Source organism: Streptomyces sp. SP18CS02 (genome assembly GCF_036322365.1).
Taxonomy (GTDB): domain Bacteria; phylum Actinomycetota; class Actinomycetes; order Streptomycetales; family Streptomycetaceae; genus Streptomyces.
The window spans coordinates 447,564-462,034 of the sequence record NZ_JAQYXC010000294.1; the positions used below are offsets into that span (position 1 = coordinate 447,564).

At 71.2% G+C, this 14,471-nt stretch carries 12 protein-coding genes and 1 tRNA gene; 7 read left to right on the forward strand and 6 right to left on the reverse strand.

Annotated features, from left to right (window positions below; all coding sequences use genetic code 11):
- Window positions 1-13 precede the first annotated feature (13 nt).
- The 4 genes from PUR26_RS26310 (at window position 14) to PUR26_RS26325 (ending at window position 4,769) form a co-directional block, all read left to right on the forward strand.
- The gene (locus PUR26_RS26310) at window positions 14-559 is read left to right on the forward strand and encodes a DUF501 domain-containing protein (RefSeq protein ID WP_329875705.1); all 546 of its coding nucleotides are present in this window, start codon (window positions 14-16) and stop codon (window positions 557-559) included.
- The gene (locus PUR26_RS26315) at window positions 556-1,470 is read left to right on the forward strand and encodes a Ppx/GppA phosphatase family protein (protein WP_329875707.1); all 915 of its coding nucleotides are present in this window, start codon (window positions 556-558) and stop codon (window positions 1,468-1,470) included. Before PUR26_RS26310 ends, PUR26_RS26315 begins: the two co-directional genes overlap by 4 nt.
- 368 nt (window positions 1,471-1,838) lie before the next feature.
- Window positions 1,839-3,212 (forward strand): NAD(P)/FAD-dependent oxidoreductase, encoded by a 1,374-nt coding sequence (locus tag PUR26_RS26320; protein WP_329875709.1) that lies wholly within the window; start codon window positions 1,839-1,841, stop codon window positions 3,210-3,212.
- Between the two features lie 252 nt (window positions 3,213-3,464).
- Window positions 3,465-4,769 carry a cyclopropane-fatty-acyl-phospholipid synthase family protein gene (locus PUR26_RS26325; protein ID WP_329875711.1) on the forward strand — a complete coding sequence of 435 codons (1,305 nt, stop codon included), beginning with the start codon at window positions 3,465-3,467 and terminating at the stop codon, window positions 4,767-4,769.
- Between the two features lie 94 nt (window positions 4,770-4,863).
- Here the strand turns inward: PUR26_RS26325 and PUR26_RS26330 are convergent, their stop codons facing one another.
- Together PUR26_RS26330 and PUR26_RS26335 are read right to left on the reverse strand one after the other, a co-directional pair.
- Window positions 4,864-7,392 carry an ABC transporter permease gene (locus PUR26_RS26330; RefSeq protein WP_329875713.1) on the reverse strand — a complete coding sequence of 843 codons (2,529 nt, stop codon included), beginning with the start codon at window positions 7,390-7,392 and terminating at the stop codon, window positions 4,864-4,866.
- An 89-nt stretch (window positions 7,393-7,481) separates the two neighbouring features.
- Window positions 7,482-8,252, reverse strand: coding sequence for an ABC transporter ATP-binding protein (locus PUR26_RS26335; RefSeq protein ID WP_329875715.1), 771 nt, complete (start codon window positions 8,250-8,252; stop codon window positions 7,482-7,484).
- A 411-nt stretch (window positions 8,253-8,663) separates the two neighbouring features.
- Here PUR26_RS26335 and PUR26_RS26340 point away from each other — a divergent pair.
- Window positions 8,664-8,745, forward strand: a tRNA-Leu gene (locus PUR26_RS26340).
- Between the two features lie 197 nt (window positions 8,746-8,942).
- Window positions 8,943-9,827 (forward strand): Bax inhibitor-1/YccA family membrane protein, encoded by an 885-nt coding sequence (locus PUR26_RS26345; RefSeq protein ID WP_329875717.1) that lies wholly within the window; start codon window positions 8,943-8,945, stop codon window positions 9,825-9,827.
- A gap of 119 nt (window positions 9,828-9,946) precedes the next feature.
- On the opposite strand, the gene PUR26_RS26350 is transcribed toward PUR26_RS26345, so the two are convergent.
- A complete protein-coding gene (locus PUR26_RS26350) occupies window positions 9,947-10,177 on the reverse strand; it encodes a DUF4287 domain-containing protein (RefSeq protein WP_329875719.1) in 231 nt (76 codons plus the stop codon).
- Between the two features lie 99 nt (window positions 10,178-10,276).
- Here PUR26_RS26350 and PUR26_RS26355 point away from each other — a divergent pair, with 99 nt between their 5' ends.
- Window positions 10,277-10,609 carry a hypothetical protein gene (locus PUR26_RS26355; protein WP_329875721.1) on the forward strand — a complete coding sequence of 111 codons (333 nt, stop codon included), beginning with the start codon at window positions 10,277-10,279 and terminating at the stop codon, window positions 10,607-10,609.
- 79 nt (window positions 10,610-10,688) lie between these two features.
- On the opposite strand, the gene PUR26_RS26360 is transcribed toward PUR26_RS26355, so the two are convergent.
- The 3 genes from PUR26_RS26360 to PUR26_RS26370 form a co-directional block, all read right to left on the reverse strand.
- Window positions 10,689-11,534, reverse strand: coding sequence for a hypothetical protein (locus PUR26_RS26360; protein ID WP_329875902.1), 846 nt, complete (start codon window positions 11,532-11,534; stop codon window positions 10,689-10,691).
- A gap of 490 nt (window positions 11,535-12,024) precedes the next feature.
- The gene (locus PUR26_RS26365; RefSeq protein ID WP_329875723.1) at window positions 12,025-13,245 is read right to left on the reverse strand and encodes an acetyl-CoA C-acetyltransferase; all 1,221 of its coding nucleotides are present in this window, start codon (window positions 13,243-13,245) and stop codon (window positions 12,025-12,027) included.
- Between the two features lie 218 nt (window positions 13,246-13,463).
- Entirely contained in the window at window positions 13,464-14,468 is a 1,005-nt protein-coding gene (locus PUR26_RS26370) for an SGNH/GDSL hydrolase family protein (protein ID WP_329875725.1), read from the reverse strand.
- Window positions 14,469-14,471: the final 3 nt, after the last annotated feature.

A 14,471-nucleotide genomic window follows, 5' to 3' on the forward strand; every position in this document is an offset into this window, starting at 1 on the left:
GGCCAAGGCAGGCATGGAAACGCCCCCTCCGCAGACCGAACGCACCGAGCCCACCGAGGCGGACGTCGCGGCCTTCAAGGAACAGCTCGGCCGCCCGCCGCGCGGTCTGCGCGCCATCGCGCACCGCTGCCCGTGCGGCAACCCGGACGTGGTCGAGACCGCGCCCCGGCTCCCGGACGGTACGCCGTTCCCGACCACGTACTACCTCACGTGCCCGCGCGCGGCCTCCGCGATCGGCACGCTGGAGGCGAACGGCGTCATGAGGGAGATGTCCGAGCGGCTCGCGACCGACCCGGAGCTGGCGGCCGCGTACCGCGCCGCCCACGAGGACTACATCGCGCGCCGTGACTCCATCGAGGTCCTGGAGGGCTTCCCGAGCGCCGGCGGGATGCCGGACCGGGTCAAGTGCCTGCACGTCCTGGTGGGGCACTCGCTGGCCGCCGGCCCCGGGGTGAACCCGCTGGGCGACGAGGCGATCGCCATGCTGCCCGAGTGGTGGGCCAAGGGCCCCTGCGTGACCCCCTGCGCTCCCTCGCAGGACGAGGAGGGGACGCGGTGACCCGGGTCGCGGCCGTCGACTGCGGCACCAACTCCATCCGGCTGCTGGTCGCCGACGCGGACCCGGTCACCGGGGAGCTCGTCGAGCGGGACCGGCGGATGACCATCGTCCGGCTCGGCCAGGGCGTCGACCGCACCGGGCGGCTCGCCCCCGAGGCGCTGGAGCGGACGTTCGCGGCCTGCCGCGAGTACGCCGCCGTCATCAAGGAGCACGGCGCGGAGAAGGTCCGGTTCGTGGCCACCTCCGCCTCGCGCGACGCCGAGAACAGGGACGAGTTCGTCCAGGGCGTGCTGGACATCCTGGGTGTGGAGCCCGAGGTGATCAGTGGGGACCAGGAGGCGGAGTTCTCCTTCACCGGCGCCACCAAGGAGCTGACCGGCGACGACCTGTACCTGGTCGTCGACATCGGCGGCGGCTCCACCGAGTTCGTGGTCGGCGACACCCATGTGCGTGCCGCCCGGTCCGTCGACATCGGCTGTGTGCGGCTGACCGAGCGGCACGTCCGCCAGGACCCGCCGGCCCGGGAGGAGCTCGCCGCCGTCCGGGCCGACGTCCGCGCCGCCCTGGACCTGGCCGAGGAGACGGTGCCGCTGCGCGAGGCGCGCACGCTGGTCGGGCTGGCCGGATCGGTGACCACCGTCGCCGCGATCGCGCTCGGCCTCCAGGAGTACGACTCGCGGGCGATCCACCGCTCCCGGATCTCCTACGAGCAGGTCGCCGCCATCACCGGACGGCTGGCCGCCGCGACCCACGACGAGCGGGCCGCGATCCCGGTGATGCACCCCGGGCGGGTCGATGTCATCGTCTCCGGCGCGCTCGTGCTGCAAGAGATCATGGAGCGTGCCGGGGCCCGGGAGGTCGTCGTCAGCGAGCACGACATCCTCGACGGAATCGCCTGGTCCATCGCCTGAGGGCCCTCCGGAGGGCGTTTCACGACGCCCGGTCGGAAAAGTTCGTGAACTTCTTCACAAGGAAAAGGGCCCTGACGAGGGTCTCGAAGGGCTTTTGGGCCCTCCGGGGAGGCCGTCAGGGCCCTTTCCTCTGTCGAGGTGACTCTTCAGTACCTGTTTCGAAGGTGTGAACACGGGGGCTGGTCCGCGGTAACAAAGCCCTCTCCGGTCCAGTTCACGAGGGGTGAACAACGTCTTCCGTTACACCTTGGTTCCCCTCCGGCGCCATGACCTCGGTCACGTGGGCCGCGCAGTGTAGCAGAGGTCTCCTCGATGCTTGTGAAGGGGCGCACGAGCGGCCCCCCTCGGCGGGGTGGATACTCGATGGCATGAGCACCACGGAGCGTCCCAGGATCCTCGTTGTAGGCGGTGGGTACGTAGGCCTGTACGCGGCACGTCGCATCCTGAAGAAGATGCGCTACGGCGAGGCGACCGTCACGGTCGTCGACCCGCGCTCGTACATGACGTACCAGCCCTTCCTCCCCGAAGCCGCCGCCGGCAGCATCTCGCCGAGGCACGTCGTCGTCCCGCTGCGACGCGTCCTGCCCAAGGCGGAGGTGCTCACCGGCCGGGTCACCACCATCGATCAGGACCGCAAGGTCGCCACGGTGTCGCCGCTCGTCGGCGAGGCCTACGAGCTGCCCTTCGACTACCTGGTCATCGCGATGGGCGCGGTCTCCCGCACCTTCCCGATCCCCGGCCTCGCCGAGCAGGGCATCGGCATGAAGGGCATCGAGGAGGCCATCGGCCTGCGCAACCACGTCCTCGAGCAGCTGGACAAGGCCGACTCGACGACCGATGAGGAGGTCCGCCGCAAGGCGCTGACCTTCGTCTTCGTGGGCGGCGGCTTCGCCGGCGCGGAGACCGTCGGCGAGGTCGAGGACCTGGCCCGCGACGCCTCGAAGTACTACCAGAACGTGCAGCGCGAGGACATGCGCTTCATCCTGGTGGACGCGGCGGACAAGATCCTTCCCGAGGTCGGCCCGAAGCTCGGCCAGTACGGCAAGGAGCACCTGGAGAGCCGTGGCGTCGAGGTCTACCTCTCGACCTCCATGGACTCCTGCGTCGACGGCCACGTGGTCCTGAAGAACGGCCTGGAGGTCGACTCCAGCACCATCGTGTGGACCGCCGGTGTGAAGCCCAACCCTGCGCTCACCCGCTTCGGTCTGCCGCTGGGGCCGCGCGGCCACGTCGACACCGCCGCGACGCTCCAGGTGCAGGGCACCGACTACATCTGGGCCGCGGGCGACAACGCCCAGGTCCCGGACATGGTCGGCCGCAGGGCCGGCAACCCGAACGCCTGGTGCCCGCCGAACGCCCAGCACGCGCTGCGTCAGGCCCGTGTCCTCGGTGACAACGTGATCTCCGGCATGCGGGGCTTCCCGCAGAAGGAGTACAGCCACGCCAACAAGGGTGCGGTCGCCGGTCTCGGCCTGCACAAGGGCGTCGCGATGATCGTCATGGGCAAGGTGAAGATCAAGCTCAAGGGCCGTCTCGCCTGGTACATGCACCGTGGCTACCACGGCATGGCCATGCCGACCTGGAACCGCAAGATCCGCGTCTTCGCGGACTGGACGCTCGCGATGTTCCTCAAGCGCGAGGTCGTCTCGCTCGGCGCGATCGAGTCGCCGCGCGAGGAGTTCTACGAGGCGGCCAAGCCGGCGCCGGCGGCGACGTCGGCCCCGGAGAAGGCCAAGGCCTGACTCAGAAGCAGTACCGACCGAGAGGCCGTCCGCCATCCGTGGTGCGGGCGGCCTCCCGGCCTTTTCCGGGGCGCTCCCCTCAAGGGGGCGCCCCGGCGCGCGTCCGGCGTGAAAGGGCGTCAGCGGGCGCACTCGCGCGGGCAGAGGGGGTTTTGCCTGTCCGTTGCGCGGTTTCGGGACTGCATTCGCGGGCCCGCGGTGTTTACGTGGTGTCGAGCATTTCTGGGATCCACCATCACGGAGGTGTGCACCATGGCCGACGCCGCGTCGCGGCTCACCACGCTCGCCGAGGACCTGCTGGGCGTTCCGCTCCCCGTCAGGATCCGGGCCTGGGACGGGAGTGAGGCCGGGCCGCCCGGTGCGCCCGTGCTCGTCGTCAGGCACCGGCGGGCCCTGCGACGGCTGTTGTGGAAGCCGGGCGAGCTCGGACTCGCCCGTGCCTGGGTGGCCGGCGAGATCGATGTCGAGGGGGACCTGTACGAGGCCCTCGACCGGCTCGCCTCCTTCATCTGGGAGCGCGGAGGGGACGCCAAGGACACCGTGCACCCGGTGCGCGACCCGCGGCTGAGAGCCGCCGCCAAGGAGCTCGTACGGATCGCCGGGGCCTGGCCGCCGCCCGCCCCGCCCGTCGAGGAGGTCGGACGGCGCAGCGGGCCACTGCACACCAAGCGGCGCGACAGGGAGGCCATCAGCCACCACTACGACGTCGGCAACGACTTCTACGAGCTGGTCCTCGGCCCGTCCATGGTCTACTCCTGCGCCTACTGGACCGAGGGCGCGACCCTTGAGGAGGCACAGGCCGACAAGCTCGACCTGATCTGCCGCAAGCTCGGCCTCAAGGAGGGCGACCGGCTGCTCGACGTGGGCTGCGGCTGGGGCTCCATGGCCATCCACGCCGCCCGCGAGTACGGCGCCCAGGTCGTCGGTGTCACCCTCAGCACCGAGCAGGCCACCTACGCCCGCAAGCGGATCGCCGACGAGGGACTGACCGACCGGATCGAGATCCGCGTCCAGGACTACCGGGACGTCAGGGACGGCCCGTACGACGCGATCTCGTCCATCGGCATGGCGGAGCACGTCGGGGAGGTCCGCTACCGCGGCTACGCCGACGACCTGTACGCCCTCCTCAAGCCCGGCGGGCGGCTGCTCAACCACCAGATCGCCCGGCGCCCGGAGAAGGACGAGTCCGCCTACCACGTGGACGACTTCATCGACGCCTACGTCTTCCCCGACGGGGAGCTCGCCCCGGTGGGCCGGACGGCCGGCACCCTGGAGGAGGCCGGCTTCGAGGTCCGCGACATCGAGGCGATCCGCGAGCACTACGCCCTCACGCTGCGCCGCTGGGTGGCCAACCTGGAAGCCCACTGGGCGGACGCCAAGCGCCTCACCTCGCCCGGCCGGGCCCGTGTGTGGCGCCTGTACATGGCCGCCTGCGCCGTCTCCTTCGAGCGCAACAGGATCGGCGTCAACCAGATCCTCGCGGTGCGCACACCGGAGAGCGGCGCCTCCGGCATGCCGCTGCGGGCCCGCACCTGGGGCGAGCCGGCGGGCGCCTGACCGGTCCGGCCCGCCGGACCGGCCCTGCCGGCCGCCGACGACCGAGGGCCGGACTCCCCCGTGGGGAGCCCGGCCCTTCGTCGTGCCTTCCGGACTACTCGGCCTTGATCGCGTTCAGCATGTTCAGCCGGGCGGCGCTGCGGGCCGGCCACATCGCGGCCAGGACGCCGACCAGACCGGCCAGCACCAGGAAGACCGCGATCCGGTCCCACGGGATGATCAGCGAGTAGCTCGGCAGCTCCGACTTGACGCTCTGGCCGATCGCCCAGCCCAGGAACGAGCCGAGGCCGATGCCGACCACCGCGCCGAAGAGCGAGATGACCACGGCCTCCAGACGCACCATCCGCTTCACCCGGCGGCGGTCCAGGCCGATCGCCCGCAGCATGCCGATCTCCTGCTGACGCTCGAACACCGACATGGCGAGGGTGTTGACCACCCCGAGCACCGCGATGAGCAGCGCCATGGCCAGCAGGCCGTACATGATGTTCAGCATCATGTTGATGATGCCGCCGAACTGGTCACGGATGTCCTGCTTGTCCATCACGTTGATCGCCGGATTCTCACCCAGGGCGTTGACCAGCGCCTTCTCGTTCGCCGCGGTCCTACCGCCGTCCATGGTCACGAAGATCTGCTGGATGGACGGCTTCGCCTCGTGCGGGGCGACGACCTTGGTGTCGACCAGGACCGGCGACAGGAACTGGCTGTCCTTGTACACGGCGCCGACGGTCAGCTTGTCCTTCTTCTTGTCGGAGAAGGTCACCGGCAGGGTGTCGCCGACCTTCCAGCCCTGCTCGGTGGCCGTCTTCTCGGCGACCGCCAGCTGTCCCTTGCCGAGCGCGGCCAGCGAACCGTTCACCAGCCCGACGTTCAGGACCTTCTCGATGTCGCCCGGCGTGATGGCCGACGCGGAGACCCACTGGTCGCCGACGTCGAAGTACGCGGCCGACTGCGGTGACACGGCCGTGGCGCCCGGCGCCTTCTCCAACGCGGTCAGCGCGGACTTGTCGAGGTTGCCGCCGCTGGCCATGGCGACCATGTAGTCGGCCTTGATCTGGTCCGTGGTCGTCTTGTCCAGCGCCGTGCCGACCGTCGCGCCCAGCACCGACAGCCCGGTGACCAGCGTCAGGCCGATGGCCAGGGCGGAGGCGGTGGCGCCGGTGCGGCGCGGGTTGCGCACGGCGTTCTGGCTCGCCAGCTTTCCGGACACCCCGAAGACGCGGAGCAGCAGCGGCTGTACGAGGGCGATGACGGGGCGGGACAGCAACGGGATCAGGACGATCACGCCGACCAGGGCCAGGAACGCACCACCGGCGATGGTCCACCGGCCGTCCGAGCCGGCCGCGGCACCCATCACGACCAGCGCCGCGCCGATGGCGGTGATGGCGGCGCCGACGGAGTTGCGCACAACCAGCGACTTGGTCGTCGCCACCGCGTGGACGCTGCTCATGGCGGCGACCGGCGGGATCTTCGCGGCGCGGCGGCCGGGCAGCCAGGCGGCGAGCATCGTGATCAGCACACCGACACCCAGGGCGGCGATCAGCGGCGTCGTACCGACGACCAGCGGCCCGTCGGGGACCTTCATGCCGAAGGAGGCCATGCCGGACCGCAGGCCGGCCGCCAGGACGGTCCCGAGCGCGAAGCCGACCACGGAGGCCACCAGGCCGACGACGCCGGCCTCGGCCAGCACCGAGCGGGTGATCTGCCTGCGGGAGGCGCCCACGGCGCGCATCAGCGCCAGTTCCTTGGTGCGCTGGGCGACCAGCATGGTGAAGGTGTTGGAGATCAGGAAGACACCGACGAAGAGCGCGATACCGGCGAAGCCGAGCAGCATCTGGTTGATGCCGCTGAGCCCCTTCTCGATCTCTTCGGCCTGCTCCTTGGCGAGCGCGGCACCGGTCGTGGCGTCGGCGTCCTGCGGGACCAGGGGTTTCACCGCGGCAAGGATCCGGTCGTCGTCGGCGCCGGGCACGGCGGTGGCGGTGAGGTTCGCGTAGTACCCGGGCTTCAGGTACAGCGCCTGCGCGACGGAGGTGTCGAAGAGGACCAGGCTGCCGCCAGCGTTGACGGCGCCGTCATCGGTGGTGAAGACGCCTGTGAGCGTGTACTCCTTGACCGGCCCGTTCGTGGCGACCCGCACCCGGTCGCCGACTTGGTAATCGCCCTTGGCGGCGGTGTCCTTGTCCAGCGCGACCTGGTCGTCCTTCACCGGGCCGGAGCCCTCGGCGAAGGCGTAGGCGGCGTCCTTGCCGTCCTTGCCGGGCGCGAAGTTGGAGCCCTTGTTGGACCAGCCGACGCCGATGAGCTTGCCGTCGGGGTCGGCGACCCCGGCGAAGCCGTCGACCCGCCCGGTGACGGAGGCGACCCCGTCCAGCTTCCCGATCCTGTCGAGCGTCTGCTGGGAGAGACCGGGCTCCTGCTGAGGGTCGTCCGGGTCGGCGTACGAGGTGATGGCGACGGCGACGTCGTCGTAGCTCTTGGCCGACTGGCTGCGGAAGGCGTGGGACAGGGTGTCGGTGAAGACCAGGGTGCCGGAGACGAAGGCCACGCCGAGCATCACGGCGAGAACGGTCATCAGCAGCCTGGCCTTGTGCGCGAGCACGTTGCGCAAGGCGGTACGGAACATGAGGTGTGTGTCCTGGGATCGGGTGTCCGGTGGAGGCCGTTCGGGGCGGCGCGGGGCGTCGTGGTCCGGGCGGGACCTGACGGTCACGACTAGCTGGTGCGGCCCTTGGCGTCGAACTCCTTCATCCGGTCGAGGACGCCGTCCGCCGTCGGGCGCAGCATCTCGTCGACGATCCGGCCGTCCGCGAGGAAGATCACGCGGTCCGCGTAGGAGGCGGCCACCGGGTCGTGGGTGACCATCACGACGGTCTGCCCGAGTTCCCGTACGGAGTTGCGCAGGAAGCCCAGGACCTCCGCGCCCGAGCGGGAGTCCAGGTTTCCGGTCGGCTCGTCACCGAAGATGATCTCGGGACGGGAGGCCAGGGCGCGGGCCACGGCGACGCGCTGCTGCTGGCCGCCGGAGAGCTGCGCGGGGCGGTGGCCGAGCCGGCCGGAGAGGCCGATCATGTCGATGACCTGCTGCACCCACTGCTTGTCGGGCTTGCGGCCCGCGATGTCCATGGGCAGCGTGATGTTCTCCAGCGCGGTCAGGGTCGGGAGCAGGTTGAACGCCTGGAAGATGAAGCCGATCTTGTCGCGGCGCAGCTGGGTGAGCTGCTTGTCCTTGAGCGTGCCGAGCTCGACGTCCCCGATGCGGACCGAGCCGGCGCTGAAGGTGTCGAGGCCGGCCACGCAGTGCATGAGGGTCGACTTGCCGGAACCCGAGGGGCCCATGATGGCGGTGAACTCGCCCTGCCGGAAGTCGACGGTGACCTGGTCGAGCGCGACCACCTTGGTCTCGCCCTGCCCGTAGACCTTGGACAGATCCGTGGCGCGGGCGGCCACCGCGGTGGCGCGGTAAGCGGTGGGGGTGGTGGTCACGAGGGGCTCCTGTCGAAGGGGCGGGCGATGGCGTCGTTCGAGGACCACACCATCGTCCGCTCCGCCCGCACCTCCGGGCGTCCGTCCGCATGCCCGTTCCAGGGGCAGCCTGGAGTCGGACCGCGGGGCCGCTCCCTCATCCTGAGGTATGACGGCATCCCCGAGACCGGGGCACTCAAGAGCGCCGGGGCGCGAAAAGGCGACCGTGCGCCGTTTCGAGGCGACGACTTTCCGTCATTCCGTGGCGTATGTATTTGCGCACCCCTGCCTTGCGGCGCTGCCCCTTTCGCCTCTCACCTGCGCTGACGCATCCTCAGTCGTCAATAAAATAAGACAACATCGGGACCCCGTTCCGCTGATCGGGGGAAGCCTCCGGATAAGGTCATGTGCCAACGCGGAACCGCGCGCCATGCCCGGATGGTGGAATGCAGACACGGCGAGCTTAAACCTCGCTGGCCTTCGGGCCGTGCCGGTTCGAGTCCGGCTCCGGGCACTCGTGCCCGCCCCTCGGGAGCGGTCCCACGCGCGGGCCCGCTCCTCCCGGGCACCCGCCGGTCCGCGGAGCACACACCGGCCGCCCACGGCGTGCGCACGGGGGAAGGAAAGATCCTCCCCGAGCACGAGGGTGTTTCCTTTGCTCTCCCATTACTCTTGATGCAAGGCCGCGCACGGCGGCCATGGAGGAGTGAGATGAGGAGCAGCAACCCGGTCTTCTCGCGACGGGGGTTCAGCCGCGACAACGGCTACGCGGGCTTCAACGCGCAGCAGCCGCAGGCCGGGGGACCCGCCGCCGGGACCAACCCGTACGCGACGAACCCGTACGCGACGAATCCGTACGCACCCGAGCAGGGTGCCCCGGTAGGCGCCCCGCCGCAGGCTCCGGCGCGCACCGGTGCCATGACCATCGACGACGTGGTGACGCGCACCGCCATCACGCTCGGCACGGTCTTCGTCACCGCGGCGCTCGCCTGGCTCCTGCTGCCTGTCGACCCGGCCAACGTCAACAAGTCGTACGGCATCGCGATCGGCGCCGCCCTGGTGGCGTTCGTCCTCGCGATGGTCCAGTCGTTCAAGCGCAAGGCCTCGCCCGCGCTGATCCTGGCGTACGCCGCCTTCGAGGGTGTCTTCCTCGGGGTGATCTCCAGCGCCGTCTCGACGTACGTCGCGGCCGGCGTGGTCCCGCAGGCGGTGCTCGGCACGATGGCGGTCTTCGCCGGCGTGCTCATCGCGTACAAGATGCGCTGGATCCGCGTCACCCGCCGCTTCTACGGCTTCGTGATGGCGGCCGCGATCGGCTTCGTCCTGCTGATGGCGGTCAACGCCCTGTTCGCGCTGTTCGGCGGCGGGGACGGCCTCGGCTTCCGCAGCGGCGGCCTCGGCATCCTGTTCGGCGTCATCGGCATCATCCTCGGTGCCTGCTTCCTCGCCCTCGACTTCAAGCAGGTCGAGGACGGCATCGCCTACGGCGCTCCGCGCGAGGAGTCCTGGATGGCGGCCTTCGGCCTCACCATGACCCTGGTGTGGATCTACCTGGAGTTCCTGCGGCTGATCTCGATCCTGCAGGGCGACGACTGACGTCGTCCCACGGGGCACGAAGGGCCCGTCCGGCATCTGCCGGGCGGGCCCTTTCCGTAGGTGGTATCGGTGTGGGTGCCGGTCGAATCGGCGCGGGCCGGTTCTTTTCGCCTGCGCCGTCAGAGCAGTTTTCTCGCGGCGCGCCTCAGGTCGTACTCATGGATGATCGCTTTGGCGTGTCCGTAGGCGAGGTCGTGTTCGCCCCGGAGCCAGCTGACCTTCTCCTCGAATCGGACGAGGGAGGGGCCTTCCTCGACGGTGCGAAGCCAGTCGGACACTTCACGACCGGTGCAATGGGGAATTCGGGAGAGCAGATTTCGATGGGTCTCTTCGGAGAAGACTGGGGACATCGGCGCCTCCGGACGCTTTGCGCGTGTGCTCCTTCCCGTCACCGTGCCCGAGTGCCGGCGTATTGGCAACAGTCCCGTGACGGCGCATAGGGTCGCGGAGTGCGAGATACGAGTGAACTGACGGCCGCCGTGGAGCGGTTCGCCGACCGGTTGCGGGCCGCCCCGCAGAGCCGGCTCCAGCGGGGCGCGGCGGCCGAGGGACTGGCGCTGGCCAGGGAATTGGCACTCCGGGCCCAGCGGATCGAGACGCCCGGCGAGGAGCCGAGGACCATGCCGGACGCCGGCCTCTTCTCGGTGGCCGACCAGCTGGTGGTGGCGGGCAACGATCTGGCGGAAATCCTGCGTACGACCCCGGCCGGCCCCGAGGGCAGGGACGAGCTGGACGAGGCGGTGGAGGCGGTGGAGCGGGCCGCGGTACGGGCGGCGCTCTGAAGCGCCCGGGCGGGGCGGGGCGGCGGGCCGAGGCCGGACCGCGGGGGCCGGGGCTCCGCGCGGGGCTGCGGCCCTTCGGCTACAGCGACGCGATGACGCGGTCCGCGAGGATGTAGACGTTCTCCTCGTCCCCGAAGGAGAACGTGAGGGCGTACGCCCCCGAGACTCCCGAGCCGCCCAGCAGGAAGGGCGTCTCGCCGTCCCTGAGGGCCTCGGCGAGCCGCTCGGCGGTCTCGCGGTGGCCGGGGGTCATACAGAGCGTGGTGCCGTCGGCGAAGACGTACACGTCGAGCGTGCCGAGCGGACCGGGACGCACGTCGGTCAGCGGCGTGCGGGACTCGGCGAGCTCCTCCAAGCGGGACACCGTCCGCTCGTGGTCCGTGACGACGGGGGTCTGGACCGGTACGAAGTCGGGGTGCGAGGGGTGGCGGCGGCGGGCCGCGGCGAGCTCGGGGGAGTCCTCCGGCTGCCCGGTGGCCTCGGGGAGGTCGGTGAGCTCGGCGAGGGCGTCGAGGTCCTCGGCGTGGCCGTCGTCGAAGCCCATGGCCTCCAGGCCCACGAAGTCCGTCTGGCGCGGCACGAAGTACGTACCGTCGTCGGAGAGACCGGCCGGCCCGCCCGGCCCGCCCAGCAGGGTGGGGGCGTCAGCGGCGTCACGGGCCTCCTGCGCGGCCCAGAAGGCACGCGCCTCGGCCAGCTCGCGCTCGCGCTCCTCGGCCAGCGCCTCGGCGACGGCCGCGCGTATCTCCTCGACCGGGGTGGACGTGCGGGCGTGCGGAACGGTGGCGCCGCGGCCGGTCCCCCCGGCGGCGGCGAGCTCGGTGCGCAGGGCGGCGACCTGCTTGCGCAGCCCGTGGGCGGCATGCAGGGCAGCGGCGCCCACGGCCGTGGCGGCGGCCGTGGTCAGCAGCAGGGCGACAGACATAGCGCTCACGGACTTACTCCCGGTTTCAATCGATCCCCCCGACTTCCTACATCAGCTTGTCGTGAGCCCGCGCCCGGTGTCAGTGCATTACGTCACGAAATGGACAGGTCCTTGGGTCTGGCGTTTAACCCCAAAACCACTCTGACCTGCAAAAACAACTCTCCCCCAGGAGATAGGTCACATCCTGGGGGAGATTCGGTCACGGCTGGGACGCGGAAGGGTTGGCGACCCGCCGAAGCCACCCGCCCGCCCCCGCACGCGCCCCGCACGCCGGGGGCGCGGACGGGGACCGGGGGGGCTCGTGCTGGTCGGTCGCGGTGTGCTTCGCCACCGCTGCGGGCAGGTGCCGCCCCTCGTTCCTCGGGCGGCCCCTACCCTCCGCCACGGCTCAGCTCAGCCGCTCGTGCTGGTCGGTCGCGGTGTGCTTCGCCACCGCTGCGGGCAGGTGCCGCCCCTCGTTCCTCGGGCGGCCCCTACCCTCCGCCACGGCTCAGCTCAGCCGCTCGATGACCATGGCCATGCCCTGGCCGCCGCCCACGCACATCGTCTCCAGGCCGAACTGCTTGTCGTGGAACTGCAGGCCGTTGATCAGGGTGCCGGTGATACGGGCGCCCGTCATGCCGAAGGGGTGGCCGACGGCGATGGCGCCGCCGTTGACGTTCAGCTTGTCCAGCGGGATGTCCAGGTCGCGGTAGGACGGGATCACCTGCGCCGCGAACGCCTCGTTGATCTCGAACAGGTCGATGTCGCCGACGGTCAGCCCGGCCCGCTTCAGCGCCTGCTTGCTGGCCTCGACCGGACCGTAGCCCATGATCTCGGGCGACAGGCCCGAGACGCCGGTGGAGACGATCCGCGCCAGCGGGGTGAGGCCCAGCTCCCGCGCCTTGGTGTCGGACATGATCACCAGGGCGGCGGCGCCGTCGTTCAGCGGGCAGCAGTTCGCCGCGGTGACCAGACCGTCGGGGCGGAAGACCGGCTTGAGGCCCTGCACGCCCTCCAGGGTCACGCCGGCGCGCGGACCGTCGTCCTTGGAGACGACCGTGCCGTCGGGAAGCGTCACCGGGGTGATCTCGCGCTCCCAGAACCCGTTCTTCAGGGCCTCCTCGGCGAGGTTCTGCGACCGCACGCCGAACTCGTCCATGTCCTGACGGGTGACGCCCTTGAGGCGCGCCAGGTTCTCGGCGGTCTGGCCCATCGCGATGTACGCGTCCGGGATCAGGCCGTCCTCGCGCGGGTCGTGCCAGTCCGAACCCTCGCTCTGGGCGACCGCCGCGGTACGGGCCTCGGCCTCGGCGAACAGCGGGTTGTGCGTGTCGGGCATGCCGTCGGAGGTGCCCTTCACGCTGCGGGACACCATCTCGACGCCCGCCGAGATGAAGACGTCGCCCTCGCCCGCCTTGATGGCGTGCAGCGCCATCCGGGAGGTCTGGAGCGACGAGGAGCAGTAGCGGGTGACCGTACAGCCGGGCAGGTGGTCCATGCCCATCTGCACGGCGACGATACGGCCCAGGTTGTGGCCCTGCTCGCCGCCGGGCAGCCCGCAGCCCAGCATCAGGTCGTCGATGTCGCGCGGGTCGAGCTCGGGCACCTTGGCGAGCGCGGCCTGGATGATCGTGGCGGTCAGGTCGTCCGGCCGCAGCTCCGTCAGCGAGCCCTTGAAGGCCCGGCCGATCGGGGAGCGGGCGGCTGAGACGATCACGGCTTCGGGCATCACGGCTCCAGAAGGGCTGAGGGGCAGGACTGAGAGGGAAGTTACCCGTACGTATCGCTCAGGTCACCCGGCCGGGCGTGTGATGCGGACCGCATTTCTAAGCGCTCGCTTATGGGTGGGGCCGGACAGGGGCCCGCGGGCCGCCCCACCGGTGCGCCCCGTGCGGCGTCCCCCCGGCCGCCCGCGGGGCCCTCGGGGGGCGGGCGACCGCCCGCAGCTCAGGGCGTCGACCGGCCGTCCGGGACCGGGGCGGGGTCCACCACCGCCGGCAGACGCCGGCGCCGGCGGTGCTTGAGCAGCGCCCACGGCGCCCGGGCGCCGGTGACCTCCGTACCCGCCTCGGCCGCGGCCTCCGCCGCCGCCTTGGCCACCGGCATCATGTCCTCGTGCCGGTCCGCGTCCAGGCGGTCCGTCTCCGGCCATACGCCCAGGACCGCGCAGAGCGTCGGGAGCACGGCCATCGCCGCCGTCGCGTACCCCTCCGCCGACGGGTGGTAGTTGTCGGCGCCGAACATCTCCCGCGGGTTCGCCTCGAACTCCGGGCCCAGCAGGTCGCCGAGCGACACCGTGCGGCCGCCCTGCTCCACCACCACGATCGTCTGCGCCGCCGCCAGCTGGCGCGACACCCGGCGGGCCAGCCACCGCAGCGGCTGGTACACCGGCTCGATGGTGCCCAGATCGGGGCAGGTGCCCACCACCACCTCCGCGCCCGCGGCCCGCAGCCTCCGTACCGCCGCCGCCAGGTAGCGCACCGACTGCGGCGCCGACATGCGATGCGTCACGTCGTTCGCGCCGATCATGATCACGCAGACGTCCGGAATTCGACCCGGATGGGCGAGCACCAGCGTCACCTGCCGCTCCAGATCGTCCGAGCGGGCCCCCGGGAGCGCCACGTTCCGCAGCTCCACCGGACGCTCCGCCACCGCCGACAGCCCCGAGGCGAGCAGCGCGCCCGGCGTCTGCCCCGCCCGCCGCACACCCTGCCCCGCCGCCGTGGAGTCGCCCAGCAGCGCCAGACGCAGGGCCTCGGCCCGCTCGTAGCCCCGGCCGTAGAGCCCGTCCGCGGACGGCGGCAGTGGTGCCACGCCACCGCCCACCGACCGTTTGGCCAGCTGGAGCTCGGCCAGCACCACGCCGACCGCCGCCGCCCCGATCAGGCCAACGCTCCCGCCGCCGTACGCCGCGCCCGCGGCGATCCGCCGTGCCACTCTCGCCCTCGACATAGG

Bases quoted from the DNA above. Each gene is read 5' to 3' on its own strand.
- PUR26_RS26310 (WP_329875705.1), top strand. From the start codon at position 14: ATGGAAACGCCCCCTCCGCAGACCGAACGCACCGAGCCCACCGAGGCG.
- PUR26_RS26320 (WP_329875709.1), top strand. From the start codon at position 1,839: ATGAGCACCACGGAGCGTCCCAGGATCCTCGTTGTAGGCGGTGGGTAC.
- PUR26_RS26325 (WP_329875711.1), top strand. From the start codon at position 3,465: ATGGCCGACGCCGCGTCGCGGCTCACCACGCTCGCCGAGGACCTGCTG.
- PUR26_RS26330 (WP_329875713.1), bottom strand. From the start codon at position 7,392: ATGTTCCGTACCGCCTTGCGCAACGTGCTCGCGCACAAGGCCAGGCTG.
- PUR26_RS26345 (WP_329875717.1), top strand. From the start codon at position 8,943: ATGAGGAGCAGCAACCCGGTCTTCTCGCGACGGGGGTTCAGCCGCGAC.
- PUR26_RS26350 (WP_329875719.1), bottom strand. From the start codon at position 10,177: ATGTCCCCAGTCTTCTCCGAAGAGACCCATCGAAATCTGCTCTCCCGA.
- PUR26_RS26360 (WP_329875902.1), bottom strand. From the start codon at position 11,534: ATGTCTGTCGCCCTGCTGCTGACCACGGCCGCCGCCACGGCCGTGGGC.
- PUR26_RS26365 (WP_329875723.1), bottom strand. From the start codon at position 13,245: ATGCCCGAAGCCGTGATCGTCTCAGCCGCCCGCTCCCCGATCGGCCGG.
- PUR26_RS26370 (WP_329875725.1), bottom strand. From the start codon at position 14,468: ATGTCGAGGGCGAGAGTGGCACGGCGGATCGCCGCGGGCGCGGCGTAC.